The sequence below is a fragment of the Rickettsia philipii str. 364D genome (assembly GCF_000283995.1).
Taxonomy (GTDB): Bacteria; Pseudomonadota; Alphaproteobacteria; order Rickettsiales; family Rickettsiaceae; genus Rickettsia; species Rickettsia rickettsii.
This window is the reverse complement of sequence record NC_016930.1, coordinates 457,578-477,172: the sequence shown is the minus strand read 5'-3', so window position 1 is coordinate 477,172 and position 19,595 is coordinate 457,578. Positions and strand designations below refer to the sequence as shown.

Below are 19,595 nucleotides of genomic sequence, written 5' to 3'. Positions count from 1 at the left end.
TACATAGGTATTATTAACCATGTCCTGCTGAATATTTATGTAATATACTAGAAATAAGAGTTTGATAAGGTAATCCCTCATAAGCAGCTTTTTGTTTTATTCTCATTAAATCACTACTAGAAATACGAATATTTATTCGAGTATCTTTTTTTAAATAATTCGCTGCTGCCACTTGTGATATATGTTTCTCTTGTTCAAAATTTTTAATTCTTTGCCATTCATCATTTTCAAAAGACTCCAGCAATGCGTTTTCTTCAGCATCTAGTATTATATTTGATATATTCTCTTTATTTCTCATTACTTTTCCTATTTTTAGATATTCCTGAGTAGCTTTGTGACGTGGAATAATAGTCTTTAAAAAAATTGTTCTATCAACTTCACTAATAAAAGGCACTAAATAGGCGTATTCATTAAATTTAACTATATACATTTTTTGCTCTGAATATTTATTAGGATTTGGATGTTCTATTATATCCAATAAACAATTACTTTCTATAACTGATATTATTTCTTCAAAACTTACCTTGCGCTCACTTATTAACTTATAATTTTTTTCAGCAGAAAAGCTATAATTACATTTCTTTGTCATCTTATGATATTAGTACAATGTATGCTTTATGTCAACACTACACTTCCATCTCTTCTAAGACCACTGTAGAATCAGCAAGTTTAGTAATTTTTTCAATTTTTAACCGAGCTTCTTTTAGTTTTTTCTCACAATGATTCTTAAGTAAAATACCTCTTTCAAAGCTATTAACTGCCGTCTCTAGACTCTCTTGTCCGTTATCTATTTTTTTAACAATTTCCTCAAGCTCTTTTAAAGCTTCTTCAAAGCTAATATTTGCTTCTAAAGTTTTAGTATTAGTCATTTATTTTTATTTTTAATGGTTATCTGTAGTAATTGTGTCTTCAGTTGTTTGGGGTATAAGTAATTTTTTTAGCTCACTACTATCAAAAGTTTTCTTAGGAGCAAAAATACTCCCTTGCATTTTTATATTAAGATGTGCCAAGCTATCTTTATCAGAACTTGTATTTGAGGTATTTAACTTAACAAGCCTTGCCGGCACGTAAAATGATAAAATACTAGATGCATCCATATCAAAATTATATATATTAACTGCAAAAGAGGCCGCACCGCTACTATATTGTGTTGCAAATTTTACTTTCTTTAAAAGGGCAATACCTTTTTGTAGTTCAATATCACCGCTTATACCTCTAATATTTTCTTGGCCTGTGGTTATAGCACTATTTATATCTTTATCTAAATTTTGTACCTTATAATCAGCTGTATCAATTTTTTCTATAAAAGCATCAATTGCAAAATTATTAACATCTATATTGTTTATAGCAAATTGTGATTTTGTAGTAAGGTTATATAGCTGGCTTTGAAGAGTGTTACCGTTAGTTCCTAAACTACCGCTTATACTTATTTTTCCGCCACTTGCAGTAAAGATTTTAGGCATAAGAGCTGAAACTTTGTTTAAATCTATTGTATTTAAAGCATATACGAAATTTATAGCATAAGGTTCTAATAAAATATTGCCGTTACCTTGAAGCTTACCACCTAATAATTCTGCTTCAATATTATTAAATTGTAATAAATTATTATTATTTGCTACATAAAATTTAACATTTTTCAATATTAAATCATTTTGTAATAATGTCGACAATGTACCGGAAACTTGTAAGGTAGCTTTATCTAAACTATAATCATTTATTAATTTATTTCTTAAATTCAGCATTCCTGCCGGTGATAATAAATCAGTAGTAAGATTACCGTCCTTAATTTCTACGGTCAAAGACGGTAATACACTCGATGCATCTAAGTTCCAGCTAGTTGATAAATAGCTGTTAGCAGTTTTAAAATCTAAATTACTAATTTTTATATTAGCTGGTACGATTTTAGCAAGCAAATTCATTTTGTCAAATACATGATCGTTATACTTAACGCTATCTATCAGAATATCTAAATTAGCTAAATATCCTATTGTTCTAATAGGGATGAATTTACTTGGATAATCTAGAGCTTTCATATCTTTAGTTAAATTTTTTGTAAATTCGATAAGCGGCGAAATTATTGGATACGTTCTACTGCTTAAGTCAAGCGAAGATATATTAAGCGTAGCGTCTAAACGAGGTGTTTGAGCAATAAATTTACTAGAAAAATTTCCTGATAAATTTAAATGATCTGTTTTGAGTAATAAATTTTTAAAAAATAAATCTATTAAAGTGAGTTTTAAATCCGATGACAAGCTAAAAGGAATAGCTTCTTTAATAGTAACGTCGTTAAATCCTAAAATATTCAGTAACGAATTTATATCGTTGTGCTTTAAATATAGCTGTCCATCGAACATACTTCTAACGGCATTCTGTGTTACATTACCTGTCAGCTTAAATTCTCCACCTGATTTAATATTACCTGAAAATTCATTTATCTTTAAAGTACCCTTTGATAAGTTAGAAGAAAAGACTATTTTTTTTAGTTCTTCATTATTACTTAAAATTATTTCGTTAATTGCCACGTCTGCTTTAAGTAATTTATTGGCAAAAATAAATCTAATATTTGAAGAAGAAGTATTAAATGTTCCCTCTGCATTTGGAGAAATTAACGAACTTAAATCTATTTTAGGAAAATCTAGTTTTACATTAGTAGTAATATTATCATTTTTAGCAATGTTAACAAATCCATGACCAATAATAAAAGATGATGCTATTACTATGTCTTTTAGTTCTATTGCATCTTCATTATTTGAAATATTAAATTTAACGTTTACTGCCTCATGTTGATTAAATTTATTAAAAAGATGGTTTAAATCCGGTAATATATTATACATTACCGATGCTAAATTTTTAATCTGATATTCACCACTACCGCTAGTAAGCTTAGAATCTTTGTAAATTTGCGATAACTTAAAACCATAATCATTATTATCAATATTAAGACTAAAATCTACTATATCGTCACGTTTATTAATTGAACCTGAAATTTTACCTATGTAGTTACTTGTAGTTTTAAATATGTAATTAGACGATAAAGCATTTTCTTTTTTTAATATACAATTATTAAAATTTAAAATAGAATAATCTTGTTTATTAATAATACTTAGATTAGTAACATTTAGATTTATATTTTGTAATTTATATTTAAAGAAATTCTTTATTAACTCTTCATGATTATAAATATTTAATACATTAGAATGTGAATAAAATTTAGCATCTAATATATCTATTTTATTAATTTTAGGATTAAATTTTATAAGCGACCACAACGAAAAATGAATTTTAATCTGCTCTAAATCTAACTTTCCTTCTTCTCGTATCGTCTCAATAACTAAATAGGACAAAGGAAATTTATGCATCTTTATTTTTCCGATATTTTCTTTCGCAATTCCTAAATGACTGGTAAAATTATTAGTAACCGAATTATAGTTAACAAACGATAATGCACCAAACATTATAAATAACAATAATGAAAAACAAATTATGACGCCGGCAGCTATTTTTTTTATCATGTCTGTAAAAAAGTGTTTAAATATATTATTATATATAATTATCAAAATTTAAAGGCAAATTAATGAATTCTTTAGAAAATTTAATTTTAGTCGGTGTAATAAAATCATGTCATGGAATTAAAGGTCATGTAATGTTAAAATCTTTTACCGACCCTGCTACAAAAATACTTGAAAGAAATTTAGTAAATGAGTCAGGAGCAAATATACATATTAAGCTAATTAGCCAAAATGCCAAAGGAGAATTAATTTGTACATTTAATGATATAGCTACTCGAAATGAAGCTGAACATTTAAAAGGTTATAAAATATTTTGCTTAAGAGCAAGTTTACCGGAACTAGAAGAAGATGAATTTTATATAGCGGATTTAACTCATTTACCGGTATTAAACCAAGATCATAAAGAAATAGGCAAAATTAAAAATATTCTTAACTTTGGTGCCGGTGACATAATTGAAATAGAATTTTCAGATCAAACAACCGAATTATTACCTTTCAATAAAGAATTTTTTCCTATTATAACTAAAGATTATGTGATTTTAAATTATCAAAGAGAAGCTTGAATAATTTACCGTAGTTTTCAATTTCTTTATAGTACCCTACGATTCTTATTCACCTCTGTTTCATCCCGTGGCGTGCCACGGGATCCATTTAAAAATACTAAATTTATTAGTATTTATTGTTTTTATGGCCCCCGTGGTCAAACCACGGGGTGACACAGTGGGTTTTACCGGTCCACGCAACAACGCCTCGTGGGAATGACATAGAATATAATTATTTTAATCCTTAATTGAGTAAATTATATAAAATTGACAATTAATCCTTAAATACTATAATTAATATATGTATATAAATAGAAGGTTAAGCTCTATGCCTAAAACTTTAAAATACTCACTTATTATATTTATAAGTATAATATTATTATTAATTGTTATTCCTTTCTTTATTCCTTTAAATAATTATAAAGGAATAGTAATAGATAAAGTTAAAGAGGCTACAAATAGAGATTTAACTATTAACGGCGACATAAAATTATCTTTACTACCGAATCCCGCAATATCACTATCAGAAATTAAATTATCATCAATAAACGGTACAAAAGAACCTCATCTAGTTTCCGTTGAAGGTGCTAAAGCGTCATTGCGACTTTTTCCTCTTTTTAGAGGAGCAATTGAAGTAGCTTCTATAGAACTGCAAAAACCGATTATAAATCTAGAAGTTTTAAGTAATGGGCAAAAAAATTGGCAATTTTCTACACCTAATAATGCATCCAAAACAAATGAACTTAGCTCTGTAGAATCTACCGATACTAAAACTGAATTAGCACTTCCTATTTTGATTAGTCATTTTAAAATTATAGACGGCAAAGTAATATATATAGAAAAAAACAGTGAGAAAATATTTAACGATATTAACTTAGAGGCTAAAATTAAAAGCCTTAAAGGTCCTATAGATTTGACTTTAGCTTTAAAGGCTTTGGAACAGCAAATTAATATAGACGGCAATATTGAAGAAATCGGTAAAATAATTCCGTTAAGTGCCAATATTAATCTTGCCGGTGAAAAAATTACAATCGAAGGAAAATTTGATAGCGAAAATAATTCGTTCATAGGTAACACAAATATTAAAGGTAATACTAAAACTTTAGGTATGCCTGCTGATTTACAAAATGACTACGAGCTAACTACGGCAATTACTGCCGATAGTAAAAATATAGCTATTAAAGATGCTAGACTTAATTATCCAAATATAGAATTACTAGCAAATGCAAATTATGATATAGAGCGTAATAACCTGAAATCAAATATTATTATCAATCCCGGTAACATTATAACCGAGATTAGCTCTAATTTAGATAAGACAAATATTATGCTACAAGCTGATAGTTTAAAACCTATACTTGATGCTCTAAAACTAAAGACCGATAAATTACCGTCTATTATTAACCAAAAACTTATACTTACTTCTAATGTAATTAGTAATGCTCAAGCAATAAAATTACAAAATATTAATTTATCGGCTGCAAATAGTAATCTAACGGGAGATATTGAGCTTAAAAATTTAGCACAAGATATAACTATTTCGCACAATCTAAAAATTAATAATTTTGAGTCGTTTATGTCTCTTATGGGAGTAAGTAATTTAAGTCAGATTGGAGTATTGCAGTTAAACGGAGGAGTGCAAAAAATTAAAGATACTTTCCATATTAATAATAAAATATCCGCTTTTAATACTAATATATCTATTAAAGGAGATATTAATTTAGAAACTCAGAAGCCCAATTTTAATCTTAACTTATATAGTCCGTTAGTGAATTTGGATAAAATTCTTACAAGTAATAGTCCTACTCCTGCTCCAAATAAAACTAATAGTCCTGCTACTCAAAACATACCTACAGCTAAAAATAATTCTCCTTGGTCAAATAATCCTATTAATTTAGGGTTTTTAAATGAAATTGAAGGGCAATTATCCGCAAATATTGATAAATTAACTAACGACTCATTAATCATAAATAATTTAAAAGCAAAATTAAATATCACCGGCGGCACGCTGAATATTACTTCAGTTAATGCAAGCATTTACGGTGGCGAACTAAGTAGCACCGGTTATGTGAGTTCAGCTAAAGATCAAAACGCTGCAATTAAAATCGATTTAAAAAATGCCTATCTCAAAAGTTTCACTCCGCAATCGGATAAAATAAAAATAACTGATGGGCGACTAAGCTTTAAAGCCGATCTTACTTCTCGCGGTAATAGCGTTTATACATATGTTAATAATCTAAATGGACAATTTAACGTAAATAGCGATAACGGGGAAATAAGCGGATTTGATTTAAACCGAATCGCAGATGCGGTAAATAATGCTAAAAATACCGAAGGAGTATTGCGACTGATTAACAGCTCCTTTAGTGGCGGATCCACATCGTTCAAAAATTTAATTGCCAGAGGAAATATAACGCAAGGCAAGCTTAATTTAAATGAATGTAGTTTAGATGCTTCACCTGCCACAACAAATGCAAGCGGTCAAATTAACTTACCACAATATATGATGGATATTAGTGCAAGCGTTACTATTGCGGATTTACCGCCTATAGCCGTTAAATTATACGGATTCATAAATAATCCGCAGCATAAATTAGACGTTCAAGCCTTTCAAACATATTTAGTTAAAAACGTATTTAATAGCGTTATTAAAGACTTAAAAAGCGGAGAGAAGAAACCTGAAAATATTATTAAAGATGCTTTGGGTCTCAGAAAGAAAAAGGATACAAATACAGAGGAACAAAACAACCCTCCGCAGGAAAACCAACAAGCAGATCCTGCGAATAAGCTTCTACAAAAAGGATTGAAGAAACTGTTTTAATGTGACCGTCACGGGTGTTGTGTGACTTATTATTCCTCTCTATGTCATCATCCAGCAAAACATATAATATAGTGTAGTAACAATGTTGAAGTTATTTTTTCTAGACTTAGTTAGCAAGCAACTAGATGACAGTGCAAAACTCATAAATACCCACGTTTTGATACAGTTACTCCTGTGCCAAACCTAATTGGATACAAATCCTTTGTTTCCTCAGTACCTAATACCAAATTAGGTATGTTTTTAGGGAAATCTTGAATTACTTTAGTAATTTTTGCTACTTCTCCATCATAATTTACCTTTTTCAACACAATAATAAGGTCTTCATATAATGATTTTTTATTTGGATTTAACCCTATAGCTCTTTTGATAGAAGCGAGTGCTTCCTCCGGATTTATTTTATGTAATTTATTAAAAAACTCTTCGTGATAGTATACTTTACTTGGATCTAGTTCAATAGCTTTCTTTAATGATTTAATCGCATTATCTTGTTGTTTTTCCATTAAAATAGAACTTAAACTATGAAAAATTTCAGCTTCTCTATTGTTATATTTTTCAGTCTTATCATAAGTTTCAATAAAATTTCTTCAGGATCAGTTTAAACGCATTTTCGTAGATTGTGTTTTTCTTCTTGATATTGGATATCTGTTATGAAGATCGAGATATTTTTTCACTACTTTCTTTAGCAATTTCAGAAGTTTTAAACTTCCAATAAGGCAAATTTTCATTTTTATATGGTTGACAAATGCATACTCCTTGCTCCCCTTTACCTACTCTATAGCTTTCCGGGCATTTACGATACTCAATATCATTTTTCCATTTATAACTTTTATTATCAAAATTTAGATAGCTTGGTTTTTCCATAACTTATGATATATTTGTAATTAATAATTTATAACTACAATTTCAACGTAAGTAAATAAATCTGAAGTTTGTAAAGCTAAGTAAGTAGTTTAAATAAACTTTAATTTAAAATCGTATGATTAAGAAAATAGTACAAAATACGAAAACTTTGCACGTACGTCCTAATGGAAGATCAGCTGATTACATAACTCCTAACTTCATGTATGGCTGCGCCGGAGGTTGTAGAAATAGTTATTGTTATGTTATGCATCATAACTATGAGACATTATATATCAATGAAAATATAGATCAAATACTTGACGTATTGGATAAACATATAGCAAACTTACCGACTAAAATTTCCAATCAAACAGATTCTAAATATTGGACATATGATATAGGTTGTTCTACCGATGTAAGTTTGCATTGGAAACACACTAATTGGTTAAAGATATTTAATTTCTTTAAAGAAGATCCACGTGCTAAAGCCACTTTTGCTACTAAATATGTCAATCCTAAATTACTTAATTTTAATCCTGAAAACAAAATAAGGATTAGATTTAGTTTGATACCGACAAGAATGAGTGAGATATTAGAGCCAAAAACGAGTCCAATTATCGAGAGAATAAAAGCGGTGAATATTTTTATTGAAGCAGGTTACGAAGTTCATCTAAACTTTGCTCCTATTATTGCTTATGAAGGCTGGCTTACCGAATATGCAAAGTTATTTGAAGATTTAGCTCAATACATACACAACCAATATAAACCGTTTATAAAAGCGGAATGCATATTTTTAACGCATAACGATAAGCAGCATGAAAGAAATATTGCCTTAAATAGATTAGAGAGTGAAGCTTTAATTTGGCAACCAAATTATACAGGAAAATAAAGTAAGCGAATATGGAGGCAAGGCGGTACGTTATAAAGCCGGTATTAAGAGTAGTTTTATCCAACGATGGAGTGTGTTGCATGACAGGTTGCTCCCATGGAATAAAATACGATATATATTCTAACTCTTCCTACTTATCAAAATTACGAAACAAAAGCATAAAATTTAAAAATTACAGTTATAAATAAAAAATCACTTGCATGAAAATACACTTATGATATGTTTCTTCACGTTGGATTTCAATTTTAGCTTCTATAAAAGTAACCCAACACTATTATCTCTCAGCTAATAGTGGACATAGTGTTAGTTGAGTACAAAAGTAAAAATATAAAAAACAAGTAAAATATAGAATAGGCAAAAAATCGTTTAGCTTGTTTGTTATCAGGGGTGTCATAGAATAAAGAACCGGCATAATATAGAAATACTACCCCAAGGATACCAGAAATTATTAAATATATAAAATTATTCATTCCAATAAAAAAAGGCATTAGCGAAACAATAAATAAAAGAATACTGTAAATTAGAATTTGTTTTTTAGTATATACAGTCCCCTTTACTGCAGGCATCATCGGTACTTTACAGTTTTTATAGTCATCGTTACAGAATAAAGCAAGAGCCCATGAATGCGGCGGCGTCCAAATAAAAATAATCAAAAATAATATAATCGACTCTAGAGATATAGTATTGCTTACCGCTGCATAACCTATCACAGGAGGTAATGCTCCCGATACTCCGCCAATAACGATATTTTGTATAGAACGACGCTTTAACCAAATAGTATAAATACAGATATAATAAAAAATAGTGAATAGCAGTAAAAAGGATGCAAGTAGATTAACACATAAAGCCATAAAAAATACTGCAAAAAATCCCGTTATCAAACCAAAAGATAAAGCTTCATCAGATTCTATAACTCCTCTTACTATCGGTCTTTTTTGGGTACGTTTCATTAAGCTATCGATGTCTCTATCGTACCACATATTAATTGCCCCTGCACTACCTGCCCCAAGCGCTATGCAAACAACTGCAATACCAGCAATAAACGGATGCACGGAATAAGGAGCAAGCCACATACCTACAAAACCCGTAAAAATCACAAGTGACATTACACGCGGTTTCATAAGTAAAATATAGTCTTTAACAGTACTTTGTGAATGATTGATTTTACCTAAATTGATTGGTCTTACTAAGGAACTCATATGAAATATTTTTTAATTAAATATAAAAAGTTTTAGGTTAAAAATCAATGATTGACTTTGAGGCAAGAAATGTATATATTTTTTTGTAATTCAAATAATAAATAATAAGTTAAGGATATTATCAGTGACAAAAATTGTTCGTTCTAAATATAAAGCTAGTAGAAGACTTGGAGTAAGTCTATGGGGTGATAGCAAGGATGCTTTCAATACACGAAATTATCGTCCCGGGCAACATGGGCAGAATACCATGATTAAAACTTCAGATTATGGGTTACATTTAAAAGCTAAGCAAAGATTGAAATGCCACTACGGTCGTGTCACTGAAAAACAATTTAGAAATATTTTTGCACTTGCTCAAAAAATGAAAGGTAATACCGGTGAAAATTTCATTGGGTTACTTGAAAGTAGACTTGATACGGTAGTTTATAGAATGAATATAGCTCCAACTATTTTTGCTGCACGACAGTTAGTTTCACACGGACATATTAAATTAAACGGTAAGAAAGCCGATATCGCAAGCATACGACTAAAGGCAGGCGATGTTATAGAAGTTAAAGAATCCGTAAAACAAATACCGCTTATCCAAGAATCCGTTTCAAAACAAGGTCAAACAACACCGGGGTATTTATCATTTGATGTACCTTCATTAACCGGTAAATATTTAAGAGTTCCTGCTCTTTCTGATGTCCCATATCCTTTTGAAGCAGAAGTGCATTTAGTAATCGAGTTATATTCTCGTTAACAATTATAAAAAGGCAGGTTTTATTTATCTGCCTTTTTACTTTCTTCCCTACACCTACATTTTTTCTTTATACTATAATACAACTTATCACCTAATTCGGCAGCTTTTAGTAAAGATAGATTAGTTAAGAATTTAACGTCTGAGCTAAGAAAAAACTGTAATTTTTGACGAAGCAAGGAAGTATAAAAATGCTAATTTTTAGTATTTTTATTATTTTTATGGAGTGCCACGCTACTTTCAATCGCTCAAAAGGTATTGCTGCGTGGATCAGTTTTTCAGTTGTTTTTGGATACCGTGGTCAAACCACGGTATAACACTGAGTGCCTTTTTCGATACACATAACAACACCCACTCACAATAACGATATCTATTTTTAATAAAAATAATGCTGCTTCTACCTTTTCCAAAAAGTTAGCATATGGAACGCATTGAATAATTAGTGGTATAATTGGTTTTATTGTAAATGGGACAACAGGAAGCAGTCTTTTTGTTTCGGCAACTCTTGCTGATGAAATCTTAATAACCGAAGGGTATTTTCAGAAACATTATCTTACTTCTGCTACATTTAAAGGAAGTTTAATCTACCCTATTACTACAAATCTCATCACAACTTTTCCTAATTATTCAGTACCAATTTATTTAACTTCTACAGCTACAATAGTAGGCTTAGCATATTATGGGACTGATTTCTTAAATTATCAGGAAAATTTAAAAGAAATTCAGATAAACTTAACTCCTAATATTAGGGTAATTGATCCTAATATACTTTCTAACAATTTTAAAAATGATTCAAAACCGAAAATGATGGCAATTATTAATTGCATTAACCTTACTCATACAGGACCCTAATGCTGATATAGGAGCTCTTGTTTCTCAAGGAGCAAAAATCAGTATTTTATGGTGTGGAAAAAATATAATAAGCACACTATTCCAATCATATAAAGTTTCTTTAACACAAAATACGCAAGATTTAATCGAACAAAAAACTTTAGAACTGTTACTAAACTAGGAATATAAAAGTAAAATCTTAGGATTAAAGGATATAGAAGCTATTACTAATAATTTATTTAATGATCTTAATAATACTTTCACTATTGGAATTGTACAATTAGAGAATTTAACCACTCAAAAAATTATACAGCTTATTGCATTGCAAGATATAATGAATTTAGTTCCAGGAGCTATTATATTTAATGCGTTTGACAATATTAAGGAAGGATTTTTAAATATATTATATCAAATGAATATTTCTTACAGGTAAGAAGCCAGAGGAAATTAACGAAAATACAGCTTCTATAGTAAGAAATATATCCTCTAATACTTCAAATATCTTGTTAACTGATTCTGCTCAATTTGTAATATGCCAAACAACTTAAAGCTAAAAAAGACATATCAAAGAAAATGTTGTTTTTAGATAGCACAAAAAATACTATAACTACTATACTAGATATCTCCGATAAATTCATAAAATCACTTTACTATATTTATAAAGTAAAAAATGGAGAGATTACGCCTGAGCAAGCTCTACTACTTAATCCTTGGCTTGAAACCTTAAAATCATTCTTAACAAGTTCCTCATTAAAAATAATCTTTAGTGGAGCAGTTATATAACAAGCGAGAATTACAAAATTAATAGAGGCAATTTCTTCTGAGAATACAAAAGGAATAACATGGTCTACTAATGATACAAACGATGAACTTGTAATTTCTGATTATAACCTAATTATAGAAGAAAGAACTATTTTGAGTTTTGAACAATTAGTATTCAAACTAGGAGCACATGATCTTCTTTCAGCTTCCTCAGGAAAAGGCAACACTACTTTTTTAAAGAGTTTAGTCAATTGTATTGCTGATCCATGCCATAGCGTTGGTGAAATTTCCATACCTACCCATTATCAAAATCCAAAAATAATATTTATTGATCAGAATAGTTACATACCGGTTTAATCTACTTTATTTGAAATAATAACCTCCGACCTTGATCAATCAATCATTAAAAGTAATAAGCAATTATTAGAAGAAAAAATTAACACACTAATTATAAAATTAGATCTAGGTACATTAATTAAGCACTTAAGTGATAAAAATTATGATGTAATAAATGCACCAAGTGGCAGTCAAAAGAAAAAAATTGGAATCATTAAAGCTATAATTTCAAACCCTAAAATATTAATTTTAGACGAGGTATTTGCTAATCTTGATAAAATATCTATAGAAAATGCATAACAAGCTTTAAAAGAATTTTTACCGGAAACTTTAATGCTTGTAGTGCATCATGACGGTAAATCTCATGACTATAATAATTTTTATGATCAGTATAAATCTTGAAGATTTGTATGCTGAAATAAAATTATTAGGAGAATAGCTATTCTATTCAACCCTATATACTTGACTACTTTTCATTTATCATGAGTATATACTAAATCTAGATGTTCAATTATGGGAGTTTTTTAAGATTTCTTTATAGATTTCAAGGTTTTTTCTTAGCATCAGATCAAGAGAGAAATTATTAATTACCGTATGTCGTGCCGCTTCTTGGATTTTCTTAGCAAGATCAGTACCTAAAATCGAGAAACAATAATCGATTTTCTGTGCTAACGCTTCGGCATTATTTGGTTCTACGTGGAAACCGGTTATATTATTCTTTATTGTCTCTACTGCCCCGCCTATATTAGTTGCAATAACAAGCTTCTTCATCGCCTGCCCTTCTATAATAGTACGCCCGAAAGCTTCAGGCTCGATTGAGGCAGAAATGATAATATCGGAAATCCCATATAGGTTTATTATATCCGAATCATTACCAAAAATTTGAATTTTATTTTGAAGTTTTAGATTAGCTATAAGCTCTTTTACTCTATTAGTAAAATTGGGATGTCTAGATATATCACCGACCATTAAACAATAAAAGTCTCTATGTTTTAATTTACTTAATGCTTCTACTAGAACAAGATGTCCTTTCCAACTTGTCATTCTAGAAGGCATTAATATTATCGGCACGTTACTCGGTACATCATATTTATCACAACATTTTTCAAGTTTTTCCGGCGTTAAATTTGCGGGATCGAAATAATCACAATTCACTCCACGCTCAATTACTACTATTTTATCTTCATCAATTTTATAGTTTTCGAGCAAGTGTTGTTTTACAAAATTAGACACGGCAACAACTTTCTTGCCTTTTAGCATTATGCTATTATAATATTTTTTAAAACTATTCGGAATATTATAAACCCCATGAAAGGTAGTCAAAAATTTAGCATTTGTCCATTTTGTTGCTAGATATGAACTCCATGCCGGTGCTCTTGATCTTGTATGAACTATATCAACATTATATTTTTTGATTATTTCTGCTATCAATTTTGCATTATTCAGAATTACAAAAGGATTTTTACTGTTACTATTCATTTCAATATGCAATATATCTTCCTTATCTAACTCTTTAACTAGAGTACCGCCTGCTGAAATTATTATAGGAGTATGACCGAGAATTTTAAGATATTTTGCAACTTCTATAGTACCTCTTTCAACTCCTCCCGAAACTAGAGCAGGCACTACTTGCAAAATAGTATATTTATTGTATCGTTTACTTGACTTTAATGAAGGCATTAAATCTCAATCTATTAAAATAATTATTTAAAATGCACAAGCTTTATAATAAAACACAAGACAAATTTATTGTCTATGATAATTATAGAATAATTAATACAAATATTCCATCTGTAATTTTTTTACACGGCTTGATGTCTAGTATGCAATCAACTAAGGCTATCTATTTAATAGATTATTGTAAAAAAAACAATTATAATTTTATTGTTTTTGATAATTTCGGCCATGGAAACGCATCAGGACAATTTAAGGATCAAACAATTAGTGATTGGTTAGAAGGAGTATCACTAATTTTAGATAAATTAATTAATACGGAGGCGATATTAGTAGGTTCGAGCATAGGAGGATGGCTAGCACTTCTTGCGGCTTTAAGATTTCCTGATAAAATAAAGGGACTTGTGTGTGTAGCCCCTGCTCCAGATTGTACTGAAAATATTTGGCAAAATATATCTCTAAATGATCAAAATAAGATGCAAAAAGAGGGAATACTAGAAGTAAGCGGTAAAAATTGTGAACATAAATATCATATAAGCTATAAACTGATAGAAGATGCAAAAAAACATTTATTATTGACAAAGAAACAGATTGATATAAATATACCGGTACATCTCATTCATGGGATGTTAGATGAAGACGTGCCTTATAATGTTTCAGTAAAATTATTAGAAAAAATAACGAGCAAACAAATAGTAATGAAGCTAATTAAAGACGGTCACCATAATTTATCTAGAGAAGAAGATTTAAAGGTAATGATAAATTCCTTAGAAGAAGTAATTAGACTCTTAAGTAATATTAAATAAACAATAAATATGTATAGCAACATAAATAAAGTTCATGATTTTAAAGAAGTTATAGAAGCGGTAAAACAAGCCGATAATACTAGCTTGGTGTTTTTTGATGTAGATGAAGTAATTGTAATGGATAGTGATGAATCTAGGTTAACACATGATTATAGAAAAGAATTAATGAAGAACATTGAAAAAAGACTTACTAGAAAAGAATGTGAATTATTACTTAGTATTGTTCTTAAAGATAGGAAAGCTAGATTTGTTAACCCAGATATCTTAACGATATTTGCTCTACTTATAGAAAAAAATGTACCGGCAATGGGTCTTACTAAACTTCCTACCGGTAAATTCGGTGTAATTGAAGATATGATCGAATGGAGAATGCGTGAACTCACTGCATTAAAGGTAAATTTTCAAGAATTTTCACCTTTAAAAGATGAGATAATAATAGAAGATTTTAATGCCGGTTACGGTAAACCTACATTAAAAGACGGAATAATTTACACTGCGGAATATGATAAAGGAAGCATGCTTGAGTATGTATTACGAAAAACAAGTTATTATCCACAATCAATAATATTTATCGATGATATGGAAGAAAATTTATTATCATTACAAGAAATTTGTAAGAAACTAAAAATTAACTATCAAGGATTTGAGTTTACCGGTTCTGCTATCGTTCCTGAACCTGTTCTTGATGCACAATTAGAAAAAATTAGATTTGAAATTCTAGAAAAAGAATATAAATGGTTAACGGATGAGGAACTGAAAAAGCATACTGTGTCATCTAGTAGATTGTCCACAGTATCCAGCTAAAAATGTCACAATAACATACACTTTTAGTTGCTTTTCCTAGATGCCGTGGACAAACTACTAGATGACACCTATGCACCTTAGAGTATAATATATGATGTCTGCAAAACTTATTGTTCTTTTTACCTTACTTATCTCGCTTTCTACTATGGCAAGTAAAAAGGAAGAAGAAACAATTACAGCAGTAAAAGCAACTAAAGTACAAATTGCTGAGCTTTACGACATATTTAATATTGTAGGGCAATGCCAGAATGATAATAGTCGTGATTATTATGCCAATGCCACCGGAGTAGTTGAACAAGTCTCAGCACATCAAGGAGAAATAGTAAAAAAAGGGGATATATTGCTAGTTATAGATAAAAACATAGCAGAAACCACTAAATCTAGAGCAGCAGCGTTATTAAATACAAAACAAGAAGATTATAATAGAAAAGCAGCTTTATTCGCTAAAAAATTTGTAAGCAACGAGGAATATAAAAGGTCAAAAAGCGAACTTGAAGATGCAAAATTTAATTATTCCAAAGCTCTAAAAACATATAATGATATGATAATTACTGCACCCTACTCTGGTAAAATAGGCGTAATTAAGTCTATGGTCGGCGATGAAGTAAAAAGAGGTGACTATCTTTTTAGCATTACCGGAACAGAAAACTCACAAAGTATTTTTATTGAATTGCCGGAGTCTTTAAGCGGAAAAGTTGGCGTCGATACTGAAGTTTTAATTGCAGGAAAAATTAAAAGTACAATCGGGGCAATATCGCATTACTTATCAGATAATGGTACTTTAACAGCTAAAATTATTTTACCTATGGGTACAAAAATCCTGCATAATAGCTTTGTAGATGTTATGCTTATAATTAACCCTCATAAAAACCTAACCGTTCCTGCAAGTTGTATTCAACGCAATAATCAAGGTAATTTTATTTATAAAATAGACGGTTATACGATAAAACAATTATATGTAAAAATCGGTACACGTACAGAAGGTCTAATTGAAATTATCTCTGACGATATTAAAGCAGGTGACTTAGTCGTTACCGAAGGTATGACTAAAATTGGTGATGGCTCAAAAGTTAAGATACTTGAGGAATAGTTATTTATATATGCTTTTTAAGCCATCTCTGTATTCTAGAGATTGTTGCACGTATTCCTTCTTGCCTTATAGAAGTAATAGTTAATAAAATCAAAATTTTTGTCACAAAGCAATATGTTCGTATTTTTTGAATTACATAGTTATTTTTGAAAAAAGAAATATTACTTTTTTTATAGTCTTCATTTTTATTTTCTAGTAATCTTAATTGTGTAACAGCTGCTAATAACAAATTAATAGTAAACGGACTAAATTTACTTAAATAAGAATCATTAAGAACATAAGAAGTAATATTTATTAAACCTACTGAATATTTATTTGGGTCCATAAACGTATTAGTACCACCGCTAATTCGTACTTTAGACAATTCTTTGTCTATACCGCCTATTGAGTTTTTACTAGCAATAGATATCCATAAACAACAATCTTCACCGCTTCTTATATTTTCAGGAAATAAATTTTCTTGAAATAATGTCAAAGTTCCCATAACTGTCGGCATTGCTATTGGACAAGTTTGTATGACTTGAGGAAAAACATTGCCACTAAAAAGCCCGGAATGAACAGATTCGATATATTTTCCTTTTTCATTTATTTTTTGATATGAAGTATGAGAAAATATAAAATTATTTTCTTCCATAAACTTTAATTGGATTTCTATTTTATCCTTATAAAATAAATCGTCCGAATCAAGGAAAGCAATATATTTTCCTATAGCATTTTTAATACCTAAGTTACGTGCAGCAGCAGGTCCTTCATTTTTTTTATGAAAATATTTTATTCTTTTATCTTTTTTGCATATTGCAGTTAATTCTGATATATCATCAGTCGACCCATCATCTATTATAAGTATCTCAAAATTTTTGTGTGTTTGAATAAGTACACTTTCTATAGCTTCAATTGCCCAATTTATTCTATTATATACCGGTATAATAACACTAATTTTAGTATCATTTAGTACTTGTTTAGCCATAGTATTTGCTAAATCACAAGCTTTTTTATACGGAGTATTATTGGATAAAAAAGTAGCTGTACGAGTTAAAAATAAATAAGGAGAACCTTCCATTTTGATCATTTCTTCTTCTGTTAACTCGTGAAGAAACGATGACCATAATACATTACATTCTTCGTTATGATTTGATATTTTTTTACTACCTTGCTCTGAATGAAAACGAGATTTAATTAGGATAGATTCGTCAAAATGAATAGGAGCAACACGGAAAATTTTAAACCATAAATCATAATCTTGCGTTGTCGGTAAAGCCTCATTAAATATACCGACTTCATGAAAATATTTAGCAGGAATCAATAACGAACAACCATGTATTAATCCTCGTAATAAAGGTAATAAAGAAATATTAAGTTTATTTATAGGTAGCACACTATCCGGTTTAATATAACGTAGAGAGTGGCCTTTTTCATCGATTAATTCATAACCACCGTAAATGATAGTATCTTTATTATCTAATTTATTTAATATTTCAACTTGATGCTCGATTTTATTAGGATAATATATATCATCATGGCTAAGCCACGAAAAATATTCCCCTTGCATGTATTTTATACCGTAATTTAAGGCCGAACCGCAACCTCCGTTTTCTTTATGAAAATAGCGTATTTTATCACCATATGATAATGCTACACGTTCTGTCTCTCCATTATCTTTTGAACCATCATTAACAACAATAATTTCAATATTTTTGTAAGTTTGTGCTAAAGCACTATTTATAGCTTCTTTCATATAATTAGCCCCATTATAGACAGGTATAATAATGGAAACTAAAGTATGATAAATATTTAGAGGTTTATCTTTGCTATTTGTCATAACTTTTAAAAATAATTTATAAAATGTTAGTTTTATTGTTTAAATTTTCTATAGAGTTTTAGAAAAATAGATTTTTCTTCTTCACTAATAATTAGTTTATTTTAAAATTTTTATTTCTTCTAAAGCATTATTTAGCTCTGTTACAGTATTATTTTAATTTAGTGTTTCTCTTCGCTATTTTTAAATGCATCTCTAGTTTGCAGCAATTGTTTTAATATATCTTGGGATTGCAAACCTAGCTTTTCTAAAAATTCTAGAGTCCAAGCTGAGATTGGATAGTTAAATAATTGTTTTATAGGCTTTAAATCTGAGTTACTAGATATACAGAGTATAGAATTAGGAGGATTTTTTCAGAATGCGTGTCGTTAGTTACACCATCTACTCCTTCATAGAAAAATTCTTTGTTCGGATATTTCAAAGTCTTTTTCAGTAATTCAATTAACTAAATGATGTATATTCCCTTCCTGTTCATTAAAAGGTACATTTACTATTAATCGTTTTTTATATTTAAGATTAAGTGCTAGATTTAACCCATCTTCAATATGCTCAAGTGCATGTCGTGATACAATATAATCATATTCTTCTGCCTTTTTAATAAAACTAACTAAATCAGATTTAATATATTGTATATTAGATGCTCCACAATTTTGTTCAGCATAAATTATAGATTCTTTACTGATATCTATTGCTGTAATTTCTACTCCTAATATATCACTAAGCATGAAAGTTCCGTGTCCCATTCCACAACCTATATCTAAAATTTTTATTTTTTGATTTAGCATTAATGGGCTATTAAGTATATCGGCTTCTATAATTTTTTTAAAAATCTTATAGCTACTTTTATGACGCATTACCTCTAAAACATCATAAGTTTCCCTAAGAATTAATCTTTCTCCATCATTATAAATTTCTTCTAACATAAATTATTTAAACT

The 19,595-nt window shown here is 29.4% G+C and carries 19 protein-coding genes; 10 read left to right on the top strand and 9 right to left on the bottom strand.

Features of this window, described 5'->3' with window-relative positions; genetic code table 11:
* Positions 1-13: 13 nt before the first annotated feature.
* From RSA_RS08850 to RSA_RS02410, 3 genes are read right to left on the bottom strand one after another with little or no spacing between them, the layout of a single operon-like run.
* Positions 14-589 carry a hypothetical protein gene (locus RSA_RS08850; RefSeq protein WP_014364616.1) on the bottom strand — a complete coding sequence of 192 codons (576 nt, stop codon included), beginning with the start codon at positions 587-589 and terminating at the stop codon, positions 14-16.
* A 37-nt stretch (positions 590-626) separates the two neighbouring features.
* On the bottom strand, positions 627-869 hold the full coding sequence (locus tag RSA_RS02415) for an exodeoxyribonuclease VII small subunit (RefSeq protein WP_004996011.1): 243 nt from the start codon (positions 867-869) through the stop codon (positions 627-629).
* 12 nt (positions 870-881) lie between these two features.
* Positions 882-3,512: an AsmA-like C-terminal region-containing protein gene (locus RSA_RS02410; protein ID WP_014363040.1), complete on the bottom strand. Its 2,631-nt coding sequence runs from the start codon at positions 3,510-3,512 to the stop codon at positions 882-884.
* A gap of 62 nt (positions 3,513-3,574) precedes the next feature.
* Here RSA_RS02410 and rimM point away from each other — a divergent pair, with 62 nt between their 5' ends.
* Together rimM and RSA_RS02400 are read left to right on the top strand one after the other, a co-directional pair.
* On the top strand, positions 3,575-4,072 hold the full coding sequence (gene rimM, locus RSA_RS02405; RefSeq protein ID WP_012150676.1) for a ribosome maturation factor RimM: 498 nt from the start codon (positions 3,575-3,577) through the stop codon (positions 4,070-4,072).
* A gap of 307 nt (positions 4,073-4,379) precedes the next feature.
* Positions 4,380-6,872: an AsmA family protein gene (locus tag RSA_RS02400; protein WP_014364614.1), complete on the top strand. Its 2,493-nt coding sequence runs from the start codon at positions 4,380-4,382 to the stop codon at positions 6,870-6,872.
* A gap of 140 nt (positions 6,873-7,012) precedes the next feature.
* On the opposite strand, the gene RSA_RS02395 is transcribed toward RSA_RS02400, so the two are convergent.
* Together RSA_RS02395 and RSA_RS02390 are read right to left on the bottom strand one after the other, a co-directional pair.
* Entirely contained in the window at positions 7,013-7,372 is a 360-nt protein-coding gene (locus RSA_RS02395; RefSeq protein ID WP_014364613.1) for a tetratricopeptide repeat protein, read from the bottom strand.
* Between the two features lie 145 nt (positions 7,373-7,517).
* Complete coding sequence (locus RSA_RS02390) at positions 7,518-7,733, bottom strand: DUF4385 family protein (RefSeq protein WP_012150673.1); 216 nt, start codon at positions 7,731-7,733, stop codon at positions 7,518-7,520.
* A 115-nt stretch (positions 7,734-7,848) separates the two neighbouring features.
* Here RSA_RS02390 and RSA_RS02385 point away from each other — a divergent pair, with 115 nt between their 5' ends.
* On the top strand, positions 7,849-8,601 hold the full coding sequence (locus tag RSA_RS02385; protein WP_014364612.1) for an SPL family radical SAM protein: 753 nt from the start codon (positions 7,849-7,851) through the stop codon (positions 8,599-8,601).
* Positions 8,602-8,882: 281 nt separating this feature from the next.
* On the opposite strand, the gene cyoE is transcribed toward RSA_RS02385, so the two are convergent.
* Positions 8,883-9,800 (bottom strand): heme o synthase, encoded by a 918-nt coding sequence (gene cyoE, locus RSA_RS02380; RefSeq protein WP_014364611.1) that lies wholly within the window; start codon positions 9,798-9,800, stop codon positions 8,883-8,885.
* A 124-nt stretch (positions 9,801-9,924) separates the two neighbouring features.
* Here cyoE and rpsD point away from each other — a divergent pair, with 124 nt between their 5' ends.
* The 4 genes from rpsD to RSA_RS10445 all read left to right on the top strand — a co-directional run bounded on the left by rpsD (position 9,925) and on the right by RSA_RS10445 (position 12,768).
* Positions 9,925-10,542 (top strand): 30S ribosomal protein S4, encoded by a 618-nt coding sequence (gene rpsD / locus RSA_RS02375; RefSeq protein ID WP_010977111.1) that lies wholly within the window; start codon positions 9,925-9,927, stop codon positions 10,540-10,542.
* Positions 10,543-11,943: 1,401 nt separating this feature from the next.
* A complete protein-coding gene (locus RSA_RS02370; RefSeq protein WP_014364610.1) occupies positions 11,944-12,153 on the top strand; it encodes a hypothetical protein in 210 nt (69 codons plus the stop codon).
* A 132-nt stretch (positions 12,154-12,285) separates the two neighbouring features.
* Positions 12,286-12,489 carry a hypothetical protein gene (locus tag RSA_RS07295; RefSeq protein WP_014364609.1) on the top strand — a complete coding sequence of 68 codons (204 nt, stop codon included), beginning with the start codon at positions 12,286-12,288 and terminating at the stop codon, positions 12,487-12,489.
* 15 nt (positions 12,490-12,504) lie between these two features.
* Positions 12,505-12,768, top strand: a complete 264-nt coding sequence (locus RSA_RS10445; protein ID WP_395164774.1) for an ATP-binding cassette domain-containing protein — start codon at positions 12,505-12,507, stop codon at positions 12,766-12,768.
* Between the two features lie 207 nt (positions 12,769-12,975).
* On the opposite strand, the gene RSA_RS02365 is transcribed toward RSA_RS10445, so the two are convergent.
* Positions 12,976-14,148 carry a glycosyltransferase family 4 protein gene (locus tag RSA_RS02365; protein ID WP_012150668.1) on the bottom strand — a complete coding sequence of 391 codons (1,173 nt, stop codon included), beginning with the start codon at positions 14,146-14,148 and terminating at the stop codon, positions 12,976-12,978.
* A 32-nt stretch (positions 14,149-14,180) separates the two neighbouring features.
* Between RSA_RS02365 and RSA_RS02360 the strand changes: the two genes are divergently transcribed.
* The 3 genes from RSA_RS02360 (at position 14,181) to RSA_RS02350 (ending at position 16,842) form a co-directional block, all read left to right on the top strand.
* Positions 14,181-14,948, top strand: coding sequence for an alpha/beta hydrolase (locus tag RSA_RS02360; RefSeq protein WP_014364608.1), 768 nt, complete (start codon positions 14,181-14,183; stop codon positions 14,946-14,948).
* A gap of 9 nt (positions 14,949-14,957) precedes the next feature.
* On the top strand, positions 14,958-15,752 hold the full coding sequence (locus tag RSA_RS02355) for a DUF2608 domain-containing protein (protein WP_014364607.1): 795 nt from the start codon (positions 14,958-14,960) through the stop codon (positions 15,750-15,752).
* 91 nt (positions 15,753-15,843) lie between these two features.
* On the top strand, positions 15,844-16,842 hold the full coding sequence (locus RSA_RS02350) for an efflux RND transporter periplasmic adaptor subunit (protein WP_014363048.1): 999 nt from the start codon (positions 15,844-15,846) through the stop codon (positions 16,840-16,842).
* Positions 16,843-16,846: 4 nt separating this feature from the next.
* Here RSA_RS02350 and RSA_RS02345 read toward each other — a convergent pair whose 3' ends face one another.
* Both RSA_RS02345 and RSA_RS02340 read right to left on the bottom strand, forming a co-directional pair.
* Complete coding sequence (locus RSA_RS02345) at positions 16,847-18,661, bottom strand: glycosyltransferase family 2 protein (RefSeq protein ID WP_014364606.1); 1,815 nt, start codon at positions 18,659-18,661, stop codon at positions 16,847-16,849.
* A gap of 434 nt (positions 18,662-19,095) precedes the next feature.
* Positions 19,096-19,581 carry a class I SAM-dependent methyltransferase gene (locus tag RSA_RS02340; protein ID WP_014364605.1) on the bottom strand — a complete coding sequence of 162 codons (486 nt, stop codon included), beginning with the start codon at positions 19,579-19,581 and terminating at the stop codon, positions 19,096-19,098.
* Positions 19,582-19,595 lie beyond the last annotated feature (14 nt).

What these genes read in the sequence shown, in the direction of transcription:
- RSA_RS08850 (WP_014364616.1), bottom strand. Translation starts at nt 589, where the DNA reads ATGACAAAGAAATGTAATTATAGCTTTTCTGCTGAAAAAAATTATAAG.
- RSA_RS02415 (WP_004996011.1), bottom strand. Translation starts at nt 869, where the DNA reads ATGACTAATACTAAAACTTTAGAAGCAAATATTAGCTTTGAAGAAGCT.
- RSA_RS02410 (WP_014363040.1), bottom strand. Translation starts at nt 3,512, where the DNA reads ATGATAAAAAAAATAGCTGCCGGCGTCATAATTTGTTTTTCATTATTG.
- rimM (WP_012150676.1), top strand. Translation starts at nt 3,575, where the DNA reads ATGAATTCTTTAGAAAATTTAATTTTAGTCGGTGTAATAAAATCATGT.
- RSA_RS02400 (WP_014364614.1), top strand. Translation starts at nt 4,380, where the DNA reads ATGCCTAAAACTTTAAAATACTCACTTATTATATTTATAAGTATAATA.
- RSA_RS02395 (WP_014364613.1), bottom strand. Translation starts at nt 7,372, where the DNA reads ATGGAAAAACAACAAGATAATGCGATTAAATCATTAAAGAAAGCTATT.
- RSA_RS02390 (WP_012150673.1), bottom strand. Translation starts at nt 7,733, where the DNA reads ATGGAAAAACCAAGCTATCTAAATTTTGATAATAAAAGTTATAAATGG.
- RSA_RS02385 (WP_014364612.1), top strand. Translation starts at nt 7,849, where the DNA reads ATGATTAAGAAAATAGTACAAAATACGAAAACTTTGCACGTACGTCCT.
- cyoE (WP_014364611.1), bottom strand. Translation starts at nt 9,800, where the DNA reads ATGAGTTCCTTAGTAAGACCAATCAATTTAGGTAAAATCAATCATTCA.
- RSA_RS02370 (WP_014364610.1), top strand. Translation starts at nt 11,944, where the DNA reads ATGTTGTTTTTAGATAGCACAAAAAATACTATAACTACTATACTAGAT.
- RSA_RS02365 (WP_012150668.1), bottom strand. Translation starts at nt 14,148, where the DNA reads ATGCCTTCATTAAAGTCAAGTAAACGATACAATAAATATACTATTTTG.
- RSA_RS02360 (WP_014364608.1), top strand. Translation starts at nt 14,181, where the DNA reads ATGCACAAGCTTTATAATAAAACACAAGACAAATTTATTGTCTATGAT.
- RSA_RS02355 (WP_014364607.1), top strand. Translation starts at nt 14,958, where the DNA reads ATGTATAGCAACATAAATAAAGTTCATGATTTTAAAGAAGTTATAGAA.
- RSA_RS02350 (WP_014363048.1), top strand. Translation starts at nt 15,844, where the DNA reads ATGATGTCTGCAAAACTTATTGTTCTTTTTACCTTACTTATCTCGCTT.
- RSA_RS02345 (WP_014364606.1), bottom strand. Translation starts at nt 18,661, where the DNA reads ATGACAAATAGCAAAGATAAACCTCTAAATATTTATCATACTTTAGTT.
- RSA_RS02340 (WP_014364605.1), bottom strand. Translation starts at nt 19,581, where the DNA reads ATGTTAGAAGAAATTTATAATGATGGAGAAAGATTAATTCTTAGGGAA.